General features: G+C 66.6%; 11 protein-coding genes. 9 read left to right on the forward strand and 2 right to left on the reverse strand.

The window, feature by feature from the left end:
* Positions 1–116: 116 nt before the first annotated feature.
* Together ACXJJ9_RS06730 and ACXJJ9_RS06735 are read left to right on the forward strand one after the other, a co-directional pair.
* A complete protein-coding gene (locus ACXJJ9_RS06730) occupies positions 117–2,303 on the forward strand; it encodes a RelA/SpoT family protein (protein ID WP_457096435.1) in 2,187 nt (728 codons plus the stop codon).
* Between the two features lie 45 nt (positions 2,304–2,348).
* The gene (locus ACXJJ9_RS06735; RefSeq protein ID WP_457096436.1) at positions 2,349–2,732 is read left to right on the forward strand and encodes a RidA family protein; all 384 of its coding nucleotides are present in this window, start codon (positions 2,349–2,351) and stop codon (positions 2,730–2,732) included.
* Between the two features lie 55 nt (positions 2,733–2,787).
* Here the strand turns inward: ACXJJ9_RS06735 and ACXJJ9_RS06740 are convergent, their stop codons facing one another.
* Positions 2,788–3,834 carry an AraC family transcriptional regulator gene (locus ACXJJ9_RS06740; protein WP_457096437.1) on the reverse strand — a complete coding sequence of 349 codons (1,047 nt, stop codon included), beginning with the start codon at positions 3,832–3,834 and terminating at the stop codon, positions 2,788–2,790.
* Between the two features lie 110 nt (positions 3,835–3,944).
* Here ACXJJ9_RS06740 and ACXJJ9_RS06745 point away from each other — a divergent pair, with 110 nt between their 5' ends.
* The 7 genes from ACXJJ9_RS06745 to ACXJJ9_RS06775 all read left to right on the forward strand — a co-directional run bounded on the left by ACXJJ9_RS06745 (position 3,945) and on the right by ACXJJ9_RS06775 (position 14,073).
* Positions 3,945–5,195, forward strand: a complete 1,251-nt coding sequence (locus ACXJJ9_RS06745) for a parallel beta-helix domain-containing protein (RefSeq protein WP_457096438.1) — start codon at positions 3,945–3,947, stop codon at positions 5,193–5,195.
* On the forward strand, positions 5,192–6,352 hold the full coding sequence (locus ACXJJ9_RS06750; RefSeq protein ID WP_457096439.1) for an SO2930 family diheme c-type cytochrome: 1,161 nt from the start codon (positions 5,192–5,194) through the stop codon (positions 6,350–6,352). Before ACXJJ9_RS06745 ends, ACXJJ9_RS06750 begins: the two co-directional genes overlap by 4 nt.
* A 97-nt stretch (positions 6,353–6,449) precedes the next feature.
* A complete protein-coding gene (locus ACXJJ9_RS06755; protein WP_457096440.1) occupies positions 6,450–8,882 on the forward strand; it encodes a TonB-dependent receptor in 2,433 nt (810 codons plus the stop codon).
* A gap of 82 nt (positions 8,883–8,964) precedes the next feature.
* Complete coding sequence (recG, locus tag ACXJJ9_RS06760; RefSeq protein WP_457096441.1) at positions 8,965–11,100, forward strand: ATP-dependent DNA helicase RecG; 2,136 nt, start codon at positions 8,965–8,967, stop codon at positions 11,098–11,100.
* A gap of 26 nt (positions 11,101–11,126) precedes the next feature.
* On the forward strand, positions 11,127–12,059 hold the full coding sequence (locus ACXJJ9_RS06765) for a nucleoside hydrolase (protein ID WP_457096442.1): 933 nt from the start codon (positions 11,127–11,129) through the stop codon (positions 12,057–12,059).
* Between the two features lie 80 nt (positions 12,060–12,139).
* The gene (locus ACXJJ9_RS06770) at positions 12,140–12,385 is read left to right on the forward strand and encodes a type B 50S ribosomal protein L31 (protein ID WP_310054140.1); all 246 of its coding nucleotides are present in this window, start codon (positions 12,140–12,142) and stop codon (positions 12,383–12,385) included.
* A 383-nt stretch (positions 12,386–12,768) separates the two neighbouring features.
* Positions 12,769–14,073 carry a citrate synthase gene (locus tag ACXJJ9_RS06775; protein ID WP_457096443.1) on the forward strand — a complete coding sequence of 435 codons (1,305 nt, stop codon included), beginning with the start codon at positions 12,769–12,771 and terminating at the stop codon, positions 14,071–14,073.
* A gap of 83 nt (positions 14,074–14,156) precedes the next feature.
* Here ACXJJ9_RS06775 and ACXJJ9_RS06780 read toward each other — a convergent pair whose 3' ends face one another.
* Positions 14,157–15,689, reverse strand: coding sequence for a M20/M25/M40 family metallo-hydrolase (locus ACXJJ9_RS06780; RefSeq protein ID WP_457096444.1), 1,533 nt, complete (start codon positions 15,687–15,689; stop codon positions 14,157–14,159).
* Positions 15,690–15,760 lie beyond the last annotated feature (71 nt).

Genomic DNA, 15,760 nt, shown 5'->3' on the forward strand with positions numbered 1-15,760 from the left:
TGTTACAGCACGACCCCGCTCCGGCGGGGTCGTTTGTTTTTGCCGGCGCGTTGTCCACCCCATCGGTTCAGGTGGAATCCGTTGCGCCACAACCAGTGCGCCCTTAGATTCGGGTCATGAGTCCCCTTTCGCCCGTGCTGGACCCGGCCACACCCGCTTCCGAAGAGGCGGAGCTGCCCGATTACGTCCGCGAACTGGAGCAGGCCGCCCAATACCTGCCGAAGTCGCAGCGTGAACAGCTGCGGCGGGCATGGAGTATCGGCGCCGCCGCGCACGCGGGGCAGACGCGCAAATCGGGCGAGCCCTACATCACCCACCCGGTCGCGGTCGCCAAGGTGCTGGCCGACCAGGGCCTGGATATCGAGACGCTGGTCGCCGCCATCCTCCACGACACCCTGGAGGACACGCCGCTCACGCCGGAAGCGATCACCACCGAATTCGGCGCCACCGTCACCGAACTGGTCGACGGCGTCACCAAGCTGGACAAGCTGCAGTTCCGCGATCGCCAGGAAGCCAATGCGGAAAGTTTCCGCAAGATGCTGCTGGCGATGTCGCGCGACCTGCGGGTGATCCTGATCAAGCTCGCCGACCGCCTGCACAACATGCGCACGCTCGGCGCGCAGAGCGTGGAGGCGCGTCGCCGCATCGCCGCGGAGACGCTGGAGATCTTCGCCCCGATCGCCCAGCGACTGGGCATGAACCTGATCAAGGCGGAGCTGCAGGACCTGGGCTTCCGCGCGCTGCATCCCTGGCGCCACGCGGTGCTGGAGAAGCGCATCCGCACCCAGCCGGTGATGCGGCGCGAGTCGATGGTGCAGATCGAGGCGCAACTGGCGCAGAAGCTGGCGAAGGAAAAACTGCAGCACCGCCTGATCAGCCGGGTGAAGTCGCCCTGGAGCATCTACGGCAAGATGCGCGCGGAGCACAAGAACTTCACCCAGGTGATGGATGTGTTCGGCTTCCGCATCGTGGTGGGCACCGTTGCCGATTGCTACCACGCGCTGGGCGTGGTGCATGCGGCTTACAAACCGCTCGATGCGCGCTTCCGCGACTTCATCGCCATCCCGAAGGCCAACGGCTACCAGTCGCTGCACACGGTGTTGTTTGGTCCATACGGTTCGCCCATCGAGGTGCAGATCCGCACCGAGGACATGGACCTGATCGCCGAGCGCGGCATCGCCGCGCACTGGTCGTACAAGCACGGCGGCCGCGACATGCCATCCAGCGCGCAGAGCCGCGCGCAGGGCTGGATCACCAGCCTGGTCGAATCGCAGCGCGCCACCGGCTCGTCGCTGGAGTTCCTCGAGAACGTCAAGGTCGACCTGTTCCCGGACGAGGTCTACCTGTTCACGCCCAAGGGCGACATCCTGTCGTTGCCGCGCAACGCCACCACGCTCGACTTCGCCTACGCCGTGCACACCGATGTCGGCAACCACGCCGTGGCCGCGCGCGTCGACGGCAAGCTGGTGCCGCTGCGCAGCAAGCTCGCCAGCGGCCAGCGCGTGGAGATCATCACCGCCAAGTCGTCCGCGCCGAAGCCGCAGTGGCTGGAGTTCGTGGTCTCGGGCAAGGCGCGCACCTCGATCCGCCAGCAGCTCAAGCAGCTGGAACACGAGGACGCCGTGCAGCTCGGCCACCGCATGCTCGACCGTGCGCTGGAAGCGCTGGCGACCTCGCTCGAGCGGGTGCCGGCGCAGCGCGTGGACTCCTTCCTCGCCGAACACCGCTATCCGCGCCTGGAATCGCTGCTGGCGGACATCGCGCTGGGCAACCGCATGCCGCAGCACGTCGCGCAGGCGCTGACGCGGGAGGCCACGGCCAAGACCAAGCGCCGCGTCGTCCCTCAGCCGATGCCGCGCAGCGAGGACAAGATCCTCATCACCGGCGCCGAACGCGGCGTCATCAGCTTCGCCCAGTGCTGCCTGCCGATCCCCGGCGACGAGATCATGGGGTACCACACCACCGGCAAGGGCATCGTCGTGCACCGGCTCGACTGCCCCAATGTCGCCGAGTACCGCAAGTCGCCCGATCGTTGGGTCACGATCGGCTGGGACCGCGAAGTCAGCGGCGATTTCCCCACCGCGATGCGCATCGAACTCGACAACCGGCCCGGCGCGCTGGCCCAGGTGGCCGCAGCGATTGCTGAAGCCGAATCGAACATCGACCGCCTCGAATACATCGAGCGCGACACCAACGTCTCGGCGATCCGCTTCCAGATCGAGGTGCGTGACCGCAAGCACGTGGCGGAAGTGATGCGGCGCGTGCGCCGGCTCAAGGTGGTACTGGCCGTGCAGCGGATCTGAGGGGTGGTCCGGTAAGCTGCGCGCAGCTTTCGACCGGAGAATCCCATGCCCCGCGACATCATCCACACCGACCGCGCCCCCGCCGCCATCGGCCCGTACTCGCAGGCCGTGCGCGTGGGTTCCACCGTCTACCTGTCCGGTCAGATTCCGCTCGATCCCAACACCGGCCTGGTCATCGAGGGCGACGTCGAGGCGCAGGCGCGCCGTGCCTTCGAGAACCTCAAGGCCGTCTGCGAAGCCGCGGGCGGCTCGCTCGACAACATCGTGCGGGCGGGGCTGTTCCTCACCAACCTCAGCGATTTCGGCAAGGTCAATGCGGTGATGGCCGAGTACTTCAGTGCGCCGTTTCCCGCGCGTTCGACCGTCGAGGTTTCCGCGTTGCCGCGCGGCGTGCAGTTCGAAGTCGACGCGATCATGGTGCTGGACTGATCATGCTGGAATGATCCCGCGCGCGGCATCGGCGGGGCGCGCACCGCGCCCGGCGTCAGGCACGCAGGCTGCGCGGTACCACCCCCGACCAGCGCTTGAAGGCACGGCGGAATTCGCGCGCGTCATGGAAGCCGACCGCCATGCCGACCTGCGCGATGCTCAGGCGCGATTCGGCCAGCAGGCGCCGCGCGGAGTCGTTGCGCACGCGGTCATGGATCGAGGTGAAGCTGGTCTGCGCCGCCTGCAGCTGGCGGCGCAGGGTGCGTTCGGTCATGTGCAACTCTGCGGCGATGTCGACGAGACGCGGGTTGTCGGCGACGCGCGCCTGCAGCAGGCGCTCCACCACCGCGACGATCTCGCTGCTGTCGCGGTTGCTGGACAGTTGCGCGTCACACAACGCCAGCACCTGCCGTGCGCTCACCGGGTTGTGCGCAGGCATCATCCGGGCCAGCCAGGCGCGATCGATCACAACGCGATTGCGCTCACGGCCGAACTGGACCTTGCACTCGAACGCATCGGTGTACTCGTCGGCATAGCCCGGTGCCGGATAGGCGAATTCGACCCGATGCGGCCGGAATTCCGGGCCGAGCAGGCCACGGCAAAGCCACAACGAGCTGACGAACAGTTCCTCGCACAGGAACGGTTCCAGTTCGCCGCTTCGATCGCTGCCGTCGCGCATGCGCGCGATGACGGCAACGCCGTCGCGGTCCTCTTCCAGTTCCAGCTCGACCATCGATCCGGTGATCGGGGCGTAGTGGATGGCCAGCCCCAATGCCCGGGCGAAATCGGGCGCGGTGAGCATCGCCAGGCCGAGCAGACCGAAGCTGCCGATGTCCTGTCTTCCCCCCAGCACCAACCCGTGGCCGCGCCCGGGCAGGCTGCGCAGGGCGCGCCTGATCACCAGCGCCGCCTGCCGGTACGACAAGTAGGGCAGCGCCTCCAGCGTGAACTGGGCCGGGCCCAGGCGCAGGCCGGCGAACCAAGGCTCGCTCGCAACCCCCTGTTCGTGGGCCAGCGCCACCAGCCCGGCCACGATCGTGCTCTTGATGTTGGCGACGTTGAGGCGCGGGTCCCCGGTGTCGAGGCTGTGCGGTTCCTGCATGTCGAGACTTACCTTGTCCGTTTTGCCCCCCACAGTATGCCGCGCCTGCCCTCCACGCGGGCCGCGACGCACCACAGACTCGTGGAAATCAGGCGCGGGGGGCGTTACGGATGAAGCGGATCGTGTTGGGCGTGGCCATGGCGGCGGTGCTGGTGGGTTGCGAGCGGCAGGGGCCGGCGCCCGTGGCCGTCGACAGCGACTACCAGAAGGTACTTATCGAGCGCCTGCTGGACGCCAAGCCGGGCGACGTGATCGAGATTCCCGCCGGCACCTTCGCCTTCGACCGGAGCCTCAACCTGCGTGCGGACGGCGTGACCATCCACGGCGCCGGCATGGACAAGACGGTGTTGACCTTCAAGGGACAAAAGAGCGGCGCCGAGGGGCTGCTGGTCAACGCCGGCAATTTCACGATCGAGAACCTCGCGATCGAAGACACCAAGGGCGATGGCCTCAAGGTCAACGAAGGCGAGAACATCGTCATCCGTGGCGTGCGCGTGGAATGGACGCGCGGCCCGCATACGGACAACGGTGCCTATGGCCTGTATCCGGTGCAGACGAAGAACGTGCTGATCGAGGACTGCGTGGTGATCGGCGCCTCCGACGCCGGCCTGTATGTCGGCCAGTCGGACACGATCGTCGTTCGCCGCAATCGCGTGGAACGCAACGTTGCCGGCATCGAGATCGAGAACAGCAAGAACGCGGACGTCCACGACAACGTCGCCACGCAGAACACCGGCGGCATCCTCGTCTTCGACATGCCCAACCTGCCGCGGCGTGGCCACAGCACGCGCGTGTTCAAGAACCGGGTGTTCGACAACAACACCGACAACTTCGCGCGCAAGGGCGCGGCGGTGGCGAGCGTGCCGGCCGGCTCCGGCGTGGTGCTCAATTCCGCCGACAAGGTGGAGATCTTCGATAACGACATCGGCGGCAACAAGACCGCGAACGTGATCATCTCCAGCTACTGGTCCACCGGCTACATGAACAAATACGGCATTTCCAAGGACTACGATCCTTATCCGGAAGAGGTCTACGTGCACGGCAACCGTTTCAAGGGCGGCGGTGATTCCCCCGACGGCCTCGACCTCAAGACGCTGAAGGTCGCGCTGTTCGGCCTGGGCGGGAGCCTGCCGGACGTGCTGTGGGATGGCTACGTCAACGCCCAGCGCGCCCAGGGCCCGCAGATCTGCGTCGAAGGCGCGTCCGGCGTGCTCAATGCCGATGGTCCGCACAAGTACAAGAACCCCGGCCTCGTCGGAGATGCCGTGCGCTGCACGTTGCCGGCGTTGCCGGCGATCGTGCTGCCCGGTGCGACGCAGGCAGGCGCGCCGCCGGCCGCCAAGGCAGCGTCCAAGTCATGATGTGGTGGCGATTCCTCCTGGCGGCGCTGGTGTCGCTGCTGGCCTGCAGTGCGTGCAACCGGAGCGGCGATGCGGGCGTGACCTTCCACGCCCAGGGTCGTCCTGAAAAACTCAGCGACTGGCACGTGGTGATCGCGGATGGCAAGCGTCTGCGCCTGAATGACGGCGTCGAGCCCTATGCGCTCAACACGGCGTTGTTCAGCGACTATGCCCACAAGCTGCGCACGATCTGGCTGCCGCCCGGCACCAGGGCGAAGTACCACGCCACCGATGCCTTCGAGTTTCCGGTCGGTACCATCATCAGCAAGACCTTCTACTACCCGCGCGCGGCGGGCAGCGACAACGCGGTGCTGCGTATCGCCGAACGGCCCGGCGAAAGCCGCGACGGCCTGGACCTGGCGAAGATGCGCATGATCGAGACGCGCCTGCTGGTGCGGCGCGAGCAGGGCTGGGTGGCGCTGGCGTATGTCTGGAATGCCGGACAGACCGAAGCCATGCTGGCGCGCGCCGGCGAGATCGTCCCGCTCGAGCTGCGCAAGGCCGACGCTCCCGTCGGCGAGGGCGTGAAGCAGATCGGCTATCTGGTTCCCGACGAAAACCAGTGCGCGGGTTGCCATGCCACCGACAACAGTTCGCATGCGATCAATCCGATCGGTCCGCGGGCCCGCCACCTCAACCGCGACGATCCCTGGCACCCCGGCACGAACCAGCTGGCACGCATGGCGGCGCTCGGGCGGCTCGAAGGCCTGCCGGCGACCGGCATTCCGCGCAATGCGCGGCTCGACGATGCCGGCGCGACGCTGGACGCACGCGCCCGTGCCTACCTCGACGTCAATTGCGGCCACTGCCACAGCCCGAAGGGACCCGCCGACACCTCCGGCCTCTGGCTCGACGCATCGACGAACGATCCGATCCGCCTGGGCGAATGCAAGCCGCCGGTGGCAGCCGGGCAGGGGACGGGCGACCACACCTTCGACATCGTGCCGGGCCGGCCCGATGACTCGATCCTGGTCTACCGCATGAGCAGCCTCGATCCCGGCGCGATGATGCCGGAGGTCGGTCGCGCTACGGTGCACGAGGAGGGGGTGGCCCTGGTCCGCGACTGGATCACGGCCTGGCTGGGTAGTTGCAGCAGCACTGCCGTCGCCACGCGATAGCAAACGAGGACATGGCGGGTGGCGCACGGCATCGCCGGTGACAGCACGCCCATCCAATCACGCTTCATCAACGGAAATATCTGGGGAGAGTATTCCGATGTCGCCACGCAAGAACCGGCTAGCGGTTTCGCTTGCCTATGCCCTGTTCGGTTGTGTTTCGCTGGCGGCGATGCCGCAGGCCTTCGCGCAGGATGCTCCGGCATCGAAGGCCGATACGGCCGCGCAGAAGGCGACCGACCTGGACGCCATCACGGTCACCGCGCAGAGCCGCGAGCAGGAACTGCAGGATGTGCCGATCGCGTTGCAGGTGGTGACCGAGCAGCTGCTTGACGATGTCGCCGCCGAGGACCTGGGCGACATCGACAGCTTCGTGCCGGGCCTGAAGGTCAACAGCCAGCAGCCGACGCAGCCGAGCTTCGAGCTGCGCGGCATCAGCACCGACGACTTCGGCATCGGCACCGATCCGGCCGTGGGCGTGTACGTCGACGGCGTCTATGCCGGTCGCGGCGGCGGCGTGCTGCTGCCGTTCACCGACGTGCAGCGCATCGAGGTGCTCAAGGGTCCGCAGGGCACGCTGTTCGGCCGCAACACCGCGGCCGGTGCGATCTCGATCATCACCAACCGTCCCGGTAACGAGACCGCGGCTGCAGGCAAGCTGCGCCTGGGCAACGACAACAAGACCTACTTCGAGGGCATGGCCAACGTCGCGGTAAGCGACGATTCCGCGTTCCGCTTCAACGGCATCTTCAATCACAGCGATGGCTGGCTGCAGGACTCGGTCAGCGGCAAGGACCTGAACCCGGAAAACAACTGGGCGACCCGCGCCGCGTTCCAGACCCGCTTCGGCGACAACACCCGCGCCTGGATCAGCTGGGACCACGAGAGCCTCGACCAGCAGGGCCAGGCGACCACCGGTGTCGTGCTGATACCGGCGCTGCCCGCGCTGCCCACCGCGCCGGTCGACGAGACCGCGTTCCTCGATCCGTTGAAGGTGCCGACCGCGTCCGACGCCGCGAATGGCGAGACCCGCGAGTTCGACGGCGTGACCTTGACCGTCGACCACAGCTTCGAATGGGGCAGCCTGACCTCGACCACGGCCTGGCACCAGTACGACTCGATGAACCGCGTCGAGGAAGACGGCACCAACCTCAGCTATCTCTACGTCGATTCCACCAATACCGAGAGCAACGAGAACTTCTACCAGGAGTTCAAGTTCAGCGGCAGCACCGATCGCCTCGACTGGATCGCCGGCGCGAGCTACTTCCAGGAAGAGGCCGACCAGACCAGCGAAGTCAACGTGTTGACCGATTCGGTCGATACGCTGGCGCAGAACCTCGGTCTTGCACCTCCGGGCGGACTGTTCGGCCCGATCAGCGACCTCGCCAACTCTTTCGGCATCCCGGTAAACCTGCACGGGCTGCCGTGGAACGAGAAGTTCGTCAACTCGCTCGACACCAAGGCCTACGCCGCCTTCGGCGACGTGATCTGGCACGTCAACGACAAGCTCAACCTGACTGCCGGCCTGCGCTACACCCGCGACGAGAAGGACTTCACCTGGTTCAACGACCTGCGCAGCGCCCCGGAACTGGACGCGCAGCTCGATCTGCTCGATGCGGTCGGGTTCTTCGATGCAATTGGCATTCCCAAGGAGGCTTTCATCTTCGACGTCGCCTTCATCGATCCGCCGGCGCTGTTGAACAAGGGCGTGCTCAACCGCGCGGAGAAGTCCTGGGACGACTTCAGCCCGCGCTTCGTCGTCGACTACCACTTCAATGACGACCTGATGGGCTTCGCCTCGCTGGCCAAGGGCTACAAGGCCGGCGGTTTCAACGCGCTGCAGATCGGCAGCGAGTTCGAGAACGAGGACGTGTGGAATTTCGAGGCCGGCATCAAGCAGTCGTTCCCCGAGCACCGCCTGGCCTACAACGCCTCCGCCTTCTATTACGTCTACGACAACCGCCAGGCCGTGACGCTGGACATGTCGACGCAGATCCCGCGCTTCATCGTCGACACCTCCGACCAGGAGGCCTGGGGCGTGGATTTCGATGCGCGCTGGCAGGCCACCGAAGGGCTCGGCCTCGACTTCAACGCCGAGTACCTGGACGCGACCTACAAGAACTACACCAACCCGCAGGGCATCGATCTGGACGGCCAGACGACCGGCGCGCCGGAGTGGTCGCTGTCCGCCGGCGCCAACTACGTCTGGCACCTGGACGGGCACGGCGACCTGCGTCCGGCCTTGCGTTATTCCTACATCGGTTCCTGCCGCAGCAACGACGAGTCGGTGAACCAGCTCAGCTGCGGCCAGTTCGGCGCCATCGACATCGGCGAGTCGCAGGAAATCCTGGATGCGCGCATCGGCTGGACGTCGCCGAACGGACATTGGGGCTGGGCGGTGTACGGCAACAACCTGCTCGACAACCAGTACGTCAACTCGCTGGGTACCTATGGGGCCACCGTGCTCGGCACCGTCGGTGCGCGCGTCACCGCGCCGCGCACCTATGGAATGGAGATCAGCGCGAAATTCTGACCGCATGTGTGTGTGGAGGCTCTCCACCCCCGGCATTCGTGCCGGGGTTTTTTTTTGCGCGCGATCCCGGCAGGCTGTGGCGATGCAGACCCCCAAGGGCGGGCCTACCGTCGCATTCCAGTCGCCACCGATCAGCAGCCTGCACGGGGTAGGCCCGCGCGTGGCGGAGAAGCTCGCCGCGCGCGGCCTGCTCACCGTGCACGACCTCTGGCTGCACCTGCCACGGCAGTACGAGGACCGTACATCGCTGACGCCGATCCGCGCGTTGCAGGCGGGTGTCGCGGCGCAGGTCGAAGGCCGCGTCGATGCTGTCGAACGCGGTTTCCGCTATCGGCCCATGCTGCGGGTAGCCCTCAGTGATGACTCGCATGCCACGCTGGTGCTGCGCTTCTTCCATTTCCGCGCCGCCCAGGTCGCGCAATTTGTTCCTGGCGCGCGCATCCGCTGTTACGGGACGCCACGCGCCGGGCAACACGGCCTGGAAATCGTCCATCCCAGCTACCGCATGCTCGACGACGCTGCCGAAGTCGAACTCGGCAGCGCGCTGGATCCGGTGTATCCCGCGATCGAGGGCGTCGGCCCGGCGTCGCTGCGCAAGCTGATTGGCCTGGCGCTCGACCGCCTGCCGCAGGACGAAGCGCTGGAGTTGCTGCCGCGCGCACTGCGCGAGTCGCTGGAACTGCCATCGCTGCGCCAGGCCCTGCTCACCGTGCATCGCCCGCAGGCCGGAGAGGACATCGCCGCACTGCTCGCCGGCCGCCATCCGGCGCAACGGCGCCTGGCACTGGAGGAACTCCTCGCCCATCACCTGAGCCTGCGCCGCCAGCGCCTGGCGCAGCAGGCGCATGCGGCGCCCGCGCTGCGCCGCGCGACGCTGGCCGGCAAGTTGCGCAAGTCCCTGCCCTTCGAACTCACCGGTGCGCAGCAGCGCGTCTTCGAGGAGATCCAGGCGGACCTCGGCAAACCCTCGCCCATGCTGCGGCTGGTACAGGGCGATGTCGGCAGCGGCAAGACCGTGGTGGCTGCGCTGGCCGCGATGCAGGCAGTGGAAGTCGGCAAGCAGGCCGCCTTGATGGCGCCGACCGAGTTGCTGGCCGAGCAGCATCTCAACAACCTGCGTGGCTGGCTGGAACCCCTGGGCGTGCGGGTGGCATGGCTCGCAGGCAAGGTCACGGGCAAGGCGCGCAGCAAGGTGTTGGAGGAAGTCGCTTCCGGCGACGCGCAGGTCGTGGTCGGCACCCATGCACTGATGCAGGAAGGTGTCGCCTTCCGCGACCTCGCACTGGCCATCGTCGACGAACAGCATCGCTTCGGCGTGCACCAGCGCCTCGCGCTGCGCGACAAGGGCACGGTCCTTCGACAAGCTCAGGATGAGCGGTTCAATGGCGACAGCATCGTCCCGCATCAACTGGTGATGACGGCGACCCCGATTCCCCGCACGCTGGCGATGGCTGCCTATGCGGACCTGGATGTCTCTGCCATCGATGAACTGCCGCCGGGACGCACGCCCGTGCAGACCGTCGCCCTGAATGCCGAGCGTCGCCCCGAACTGGTCGAACGCATCCGCACGGCCTGCGCGGAGGGGCGGCAGGCGTACTGGGTCTGCACCTTGATCGACGACAGCGACGAGGTGGTCGCGCAGGCCGCGCAAAGTACCTTCGAGGATCTGTCGAAGCAGTTGTCGAAACTGCGGGTCGGGCTCGTGCACGGCCGCATGAAGGCCAGCGACAAGCAATCCACGATGCGCGCCTTCAAGGAGGGTGCGATCGACCTGCTCGTCGCCACCACCGTGATCGAGGTTGGCGTCGACGTTCCCAACGCCTCGCTGATGATCATCGAGAACGCGGAGCGACTGGGGCTGGCCCAGCTGCACCAGTTGCGCGGACGCGTGGGGCGGGGCAGCGCGGCTTCCAGCTGCGTGCTCCTGTACCAGTCGCCGCTGTCGCAGCTGGCGAAGCAGCGACTGGAGACCATGCGGCAGACGCACGACGGATTCGTGATCGCGGAAAAAGACCTGGAACTGCGCGGCCCCGGCGAACTGCTGGGCACCCGCCAGACCGGCCTGGCCGGCTTCCGTGTCGCCGACCTGGCCCGCGATGCCGACCTGCTGCCGCTGGTGCAGCAGGTCGGCGCACAGCTGCTCGCCGAGGCGCCCGACATCGCCGAGCGCATCATCGCCCGCTGGGTCGGTGGCGCGGCGCGCTATGCGTCCGCCTGACGGCAGGCCTTGGTCATAATGGCGGCATGACCCGCATCCCTCTGCTGATCGACACCGATCCGGGCGTCGACGACGCCCTCGCCATCCTCATGGCCCTCAACGCCCCCGGCCACGAGGTCGTGGGCCTCACCATCGCGGCCGGCAATGTCGGCCTGCAGCACACCGTCGCCAACGCACTGAAGCTGTGCGAAGTCGCCGGCAGCGACGTGCCGGTGTACGCCGGTTGCGCGGCGCCGCTGCTGCATCCGGCGCGCGACGCGGCCTACGTGCATGGCCGCGACGGCTTCGGCGATATCGGCTACGCGCCGGCGCAGCGCCAACCCGGCAACGAACACGCCGCGTTGGCCATCCTGCGCCTGTCGCACGAATACGCCGGGCGCCTGCTGCTGGTAGCGCTGGGACCGCTGACGAACCTGGCACTGGCACTGAAGCTCGACCCGAGCCTGCCGTCGCGCGTCGCGCGCTGCGTGGTCATGGGTGGTGCCGTCACCGCGCACGGCAACATCACTCCGGCGGCCGAATTCAACATCGCCTTCGACCCCGAAGCGGCGCACATCGTCTTCAGCGCATTCCCGCACATCGACCTGGGCGACTGGGAGGCGACCATGGCACACGGCCTGCTGGATACGGATGTCGATCGCTGGCTGGGCGCCGAGTCACCGCGCGCGCGCTTCTACGAGGCGATTTCACGGAAGACCCGGGCCTGGTCCGGCGAACGCCGCGGCAACCGCTGGTTTTCCGCCGATGGGCTGGCCATGGCCTTTGCCCTGGCGCCGGAAGGGGCGCTGGAAACCGCCGAACGACCGCTGGCCGTGGAAACCGAAGGCCGGCATGCCCGCGGGGCCAGCATCGTCGACTGGCGCCGCGAAAGCGGGCAGGCGGACAACGTCCGCATCCTGCTGCGCTACGACCAGCCGCGGTTCGAGGCACTGGTCGAGGCAGCCCTGGCCGCCGGTTGACTCGCCGCAGTCCGGGCTTGCCACGGACCGCAACGGGCCGCTATACTGCCCAGCTTTCCCGAAGCTATTGGCGCGTTGTCATGAAGACCGGCATCCATCCCGAATACCGTGAAGTCATTTTCCAGGATGTGACCACGGATTTCGCATTCCTGACCCGCTCGACCCTTGGCAGCAAGGAAACGATCAAGTGGGAAGACGGCAACGAGTACCCGCTGATCAAGCTGGATATCACGTCGGCTTCGCACCCGTTCTACACGGGCAAGCACAAGATCATGGATATCAGCGGTCGCGTCGACAAGTTCCGCAAGCGTTACGCGCAGAAGTGATGTCGACGAAGTGATGTCGACGCTCGCGCGCTGAGCGCGAGTACACGTGGTCCGGCGCACGCGCCGCCACCTGACGCACAAGAAGCCCGCCTTTCCATGGCGGGCTTTTTGCGTTTCCGGTCGGTTGGATGGTCACGATGAGGGCGTAGGGAATTGTTGGCGCCATCGCGGGACCGCCCCCGCATTCACGGCCTGCGCGAGCCGCCCTGGTTTCTTGAGCATCGGCTCTATTCCGCACGGGACATGCGACTTTGGTACCACCCTGCGGCACCGAATGCTTGTGCGATAATTCGCCGTCGCGGCCAGGCCGCGAACGACTACAGAGTTAGTTTCCCTCCAACCGCCGCGGCGATCCCTGCGGCGTGCAGATACAGGAGCGTTGCGTGTCCGAGTCCTCCAAGTCCGGCCTCGATCAGGTCACCCTGACCGCGGGCGACAAGAGCGTCACCCTGCCGGTACACCACCCGACCCTGGGTGCCCCCTGCATCGACATCGGCAAGCTGCCCAAGGAAACCGGCTGCTTCACCTACGACAACGGTTTCACCGCTACGGCCAGTTGCCGTTCGGCCATCACCTACATCGATGGTGATGCAGGCGTGCTGCTGTATCGCGGTTACCCGATCGAGCAGCTCGCCGAGAAGTCGAACTTCCTCGAAGTCGCCTACCTGCTCATGAACGGCGAACTCCCGACCCAGGACGAGTTCGCGAAGTTCGAGCACGAAGTCACGCATCACACGATGATGCACGAGGCCTTCCGCACGTTCCTGTATGGCTTCCGCCACGACGCGCATCCGATGGCGATGCTCACGGGCATGCTCGGATCGCTGGCGAGCTTCTATCACAACGACCTCGACATCGAGGATCCGGAGCATCGCCGCCTGGCAGCGATCCGCCTGATCGCGAAGGTCCCGACCATTGCCGCAGCGTGTTACCGCTACTCGATCGGCTGGCCGATCCGCTACCCGCGCAACAACCTCGAATACACCACGCGCTTCCTGCACATGATGAAGGAAGTGCCGAGCGAGCCGCTGGAACTCGATCCGGTCGCCGCCAAGGCGATGGACCTGCTGTTCATCCTGCACGCCGACCACGAGCAGAATGCCTCGACTTCGACCGTTCGCCTGGTCGGTTCCACCGGCGCCAATCCGTACGTGAGCGTCGCCGCCGGCGTCGCCGCGCTGTGGGGCCCGGCGCACGGCGGTGCGAACGAGGCCGTGCTGAAAATGCTGGCCGAGATCGGCAGGCCGGAGAACGTCGGTTCCGCCGTGGAAAAGGCCAAGGACAAGGAATCCGGCTTCCGCCTGATGGGCTTCGGCCACCGCGTCTACAAGAACTACGACCCGCGCGCGGCGCTGGTGCGCAAGATGACCCACGAAGTCCTCGGCGCGCTCCACATCAACGATCCGTTGCTGGAAGTCGCGCTGCGCCTGGAAGAAGCGGCGCTGAAGGACGAGTACTTCATCCAGCGCAAGCTCTACCCGAACGTCGACTTCTATTCCGGCATCATCTACAAGGCGCTGGGTATCCCGACCGAGATGTTCACGGTGATGTTCGCCATCGCCCGCACCGCCGGCTGGGTCTCGCACTGGCTGGAACAGCAGAACGATCCGGAAAACAAGATCGGCCGCCCGCGCCAGATCTATACCGGTTCGGCGACGCGCGACTACCGCGGGATGGACCAGCGCTGATCGCGCGTTGCATCCCTCGCGTCCGCAAGAACAAGAACGCCCCGATTCGTCGGGGCGTTCTTTTTTGTCGGCCCGGCGCGGGGTCAGTTCGCGAGTTCGTACAGATATTCGACGAAGGACATGGTCGCTCCGTCGATGCCTTGCAGCTTGGGGTTGGTGGATTCGATCAGGTAGTACTCGTCCGGGCCATGTGCGCCGCTGCCGTGCCCGAGGCCGAAATGTCCGGCGGCCAGCTTCAGCGGCGCACCGGTGAACACGTAGCCGGGATATGAGCCCGCGTTGCGTGGCCACAGCACGGGGTCGATGCCGGCTTTCTTGAGCGTGGCGATCTGGGCCTGGATGAGCGGGGCGTCGGGAGAGGTGCTGGTGGGGTCGTAGCCGCCGGACACATTGACTTCGATATCGCCGAAGCCGCGCTTGGCCAGATGGGCCTTCAACGCGGCCACGGCTTCGTCCCTGGTCATGCCGGGCACCAGGCGCATGTCGAGTTTGGCCACGGCGCGGTGGGGCAGCACGGTCTTGCCGCCGACGCCGGTATAGCCGCCGACGAGGCCTTCGATGTTGATGGTCGGCTGCGATTCCAGACGCTCGTTGGCCTGCTGCCACGGCAGGTCGTCGATCCAGCGTTGCAGGCCGAGCTGCTGCTTGGCCTGTGCCTCGCTGCGGCGCTGGGATGCCACGGCAATCATGCGACGCTCGGACTCGCTGAGCGGCAGCGGCTTGGGATAGCCATCGACGGCGATGGTGTTGCCATCATCGGACACCAGGCTGTCGAGTGCCTTCACCAGGTGCCAGGCCGGGCTATCCACCATGGCCTTGAGCGAGGAGTGGATGTCCTTGCCGGGGCCGCGACCCCATTTCTCGCCGCTCGACACCAGCTCCAGTTCGACCACGCCCTTCGAGCCCAGGTTGACGGTGACCACGCCGTCGATGCCCTGCATTGCCGAGGGCATGAACACGCCGACCGTCTTGGCGAGTGCGGCCTGCACCTCGGGACGTTGCACGATCTGGCCGATGTGCGGCGAGCCGATTTCCTCTTCGCCTTCCGCCACCAGCACCAGGTTCACTGGCGACTTCCCGCCGGCCGCGCGGATCGCGTGCAGGGCGGCCAGGAATGCCACCTCCGGGCCTTTCTGGTTGACCGCACCGCGGCCGATCAGCACCTTGCCCAGGCCTGGCTTGTCGGCCAGGCGAGCCTCCAGCGGGGGCGAGGTCCATTCCGCCGGATCGAATTGCTTGACGTCGTACATGAAGTACAGGCCCACCGTCTTGGCGGCGCCGGCGTCGAGCGTCGCGAAGACGCCCGGCTTGCCCTCGGTGTCCACGATCGATACCTGCTGGAAGCCGGCATCGCGCGCGAGTTTCGCCATGTATTCCGCGCCGGCGGGATAGCCCCGGTCCTCCGCGGCTATCGCCGGTTGCGCGATCCAGTCCTGGAGGCGCTTGACCGTTTCGTCATGGTGGCGGGCAACCTCCGCCCGGATCGCGGACAGTTCGCTGCTGTCGCTGTCGCTGTCGCTGGCGTGGACCGGGGCGGCAACCGATGCGGCGCTCGCGACGAAGGTGGCCGCGACAGCGGCCATCACTTTCCCGCGCAAGGAAAACCTCACGTACATGCGTTCACTCCTGGGTTGGCTGCACAACAATCCGAGGCGGGCACGACGTCCCCGCACAAGCCCCGCACAAG

This window comes from Lysobacter sp. P5_B9, assembly GCF_054049835.1.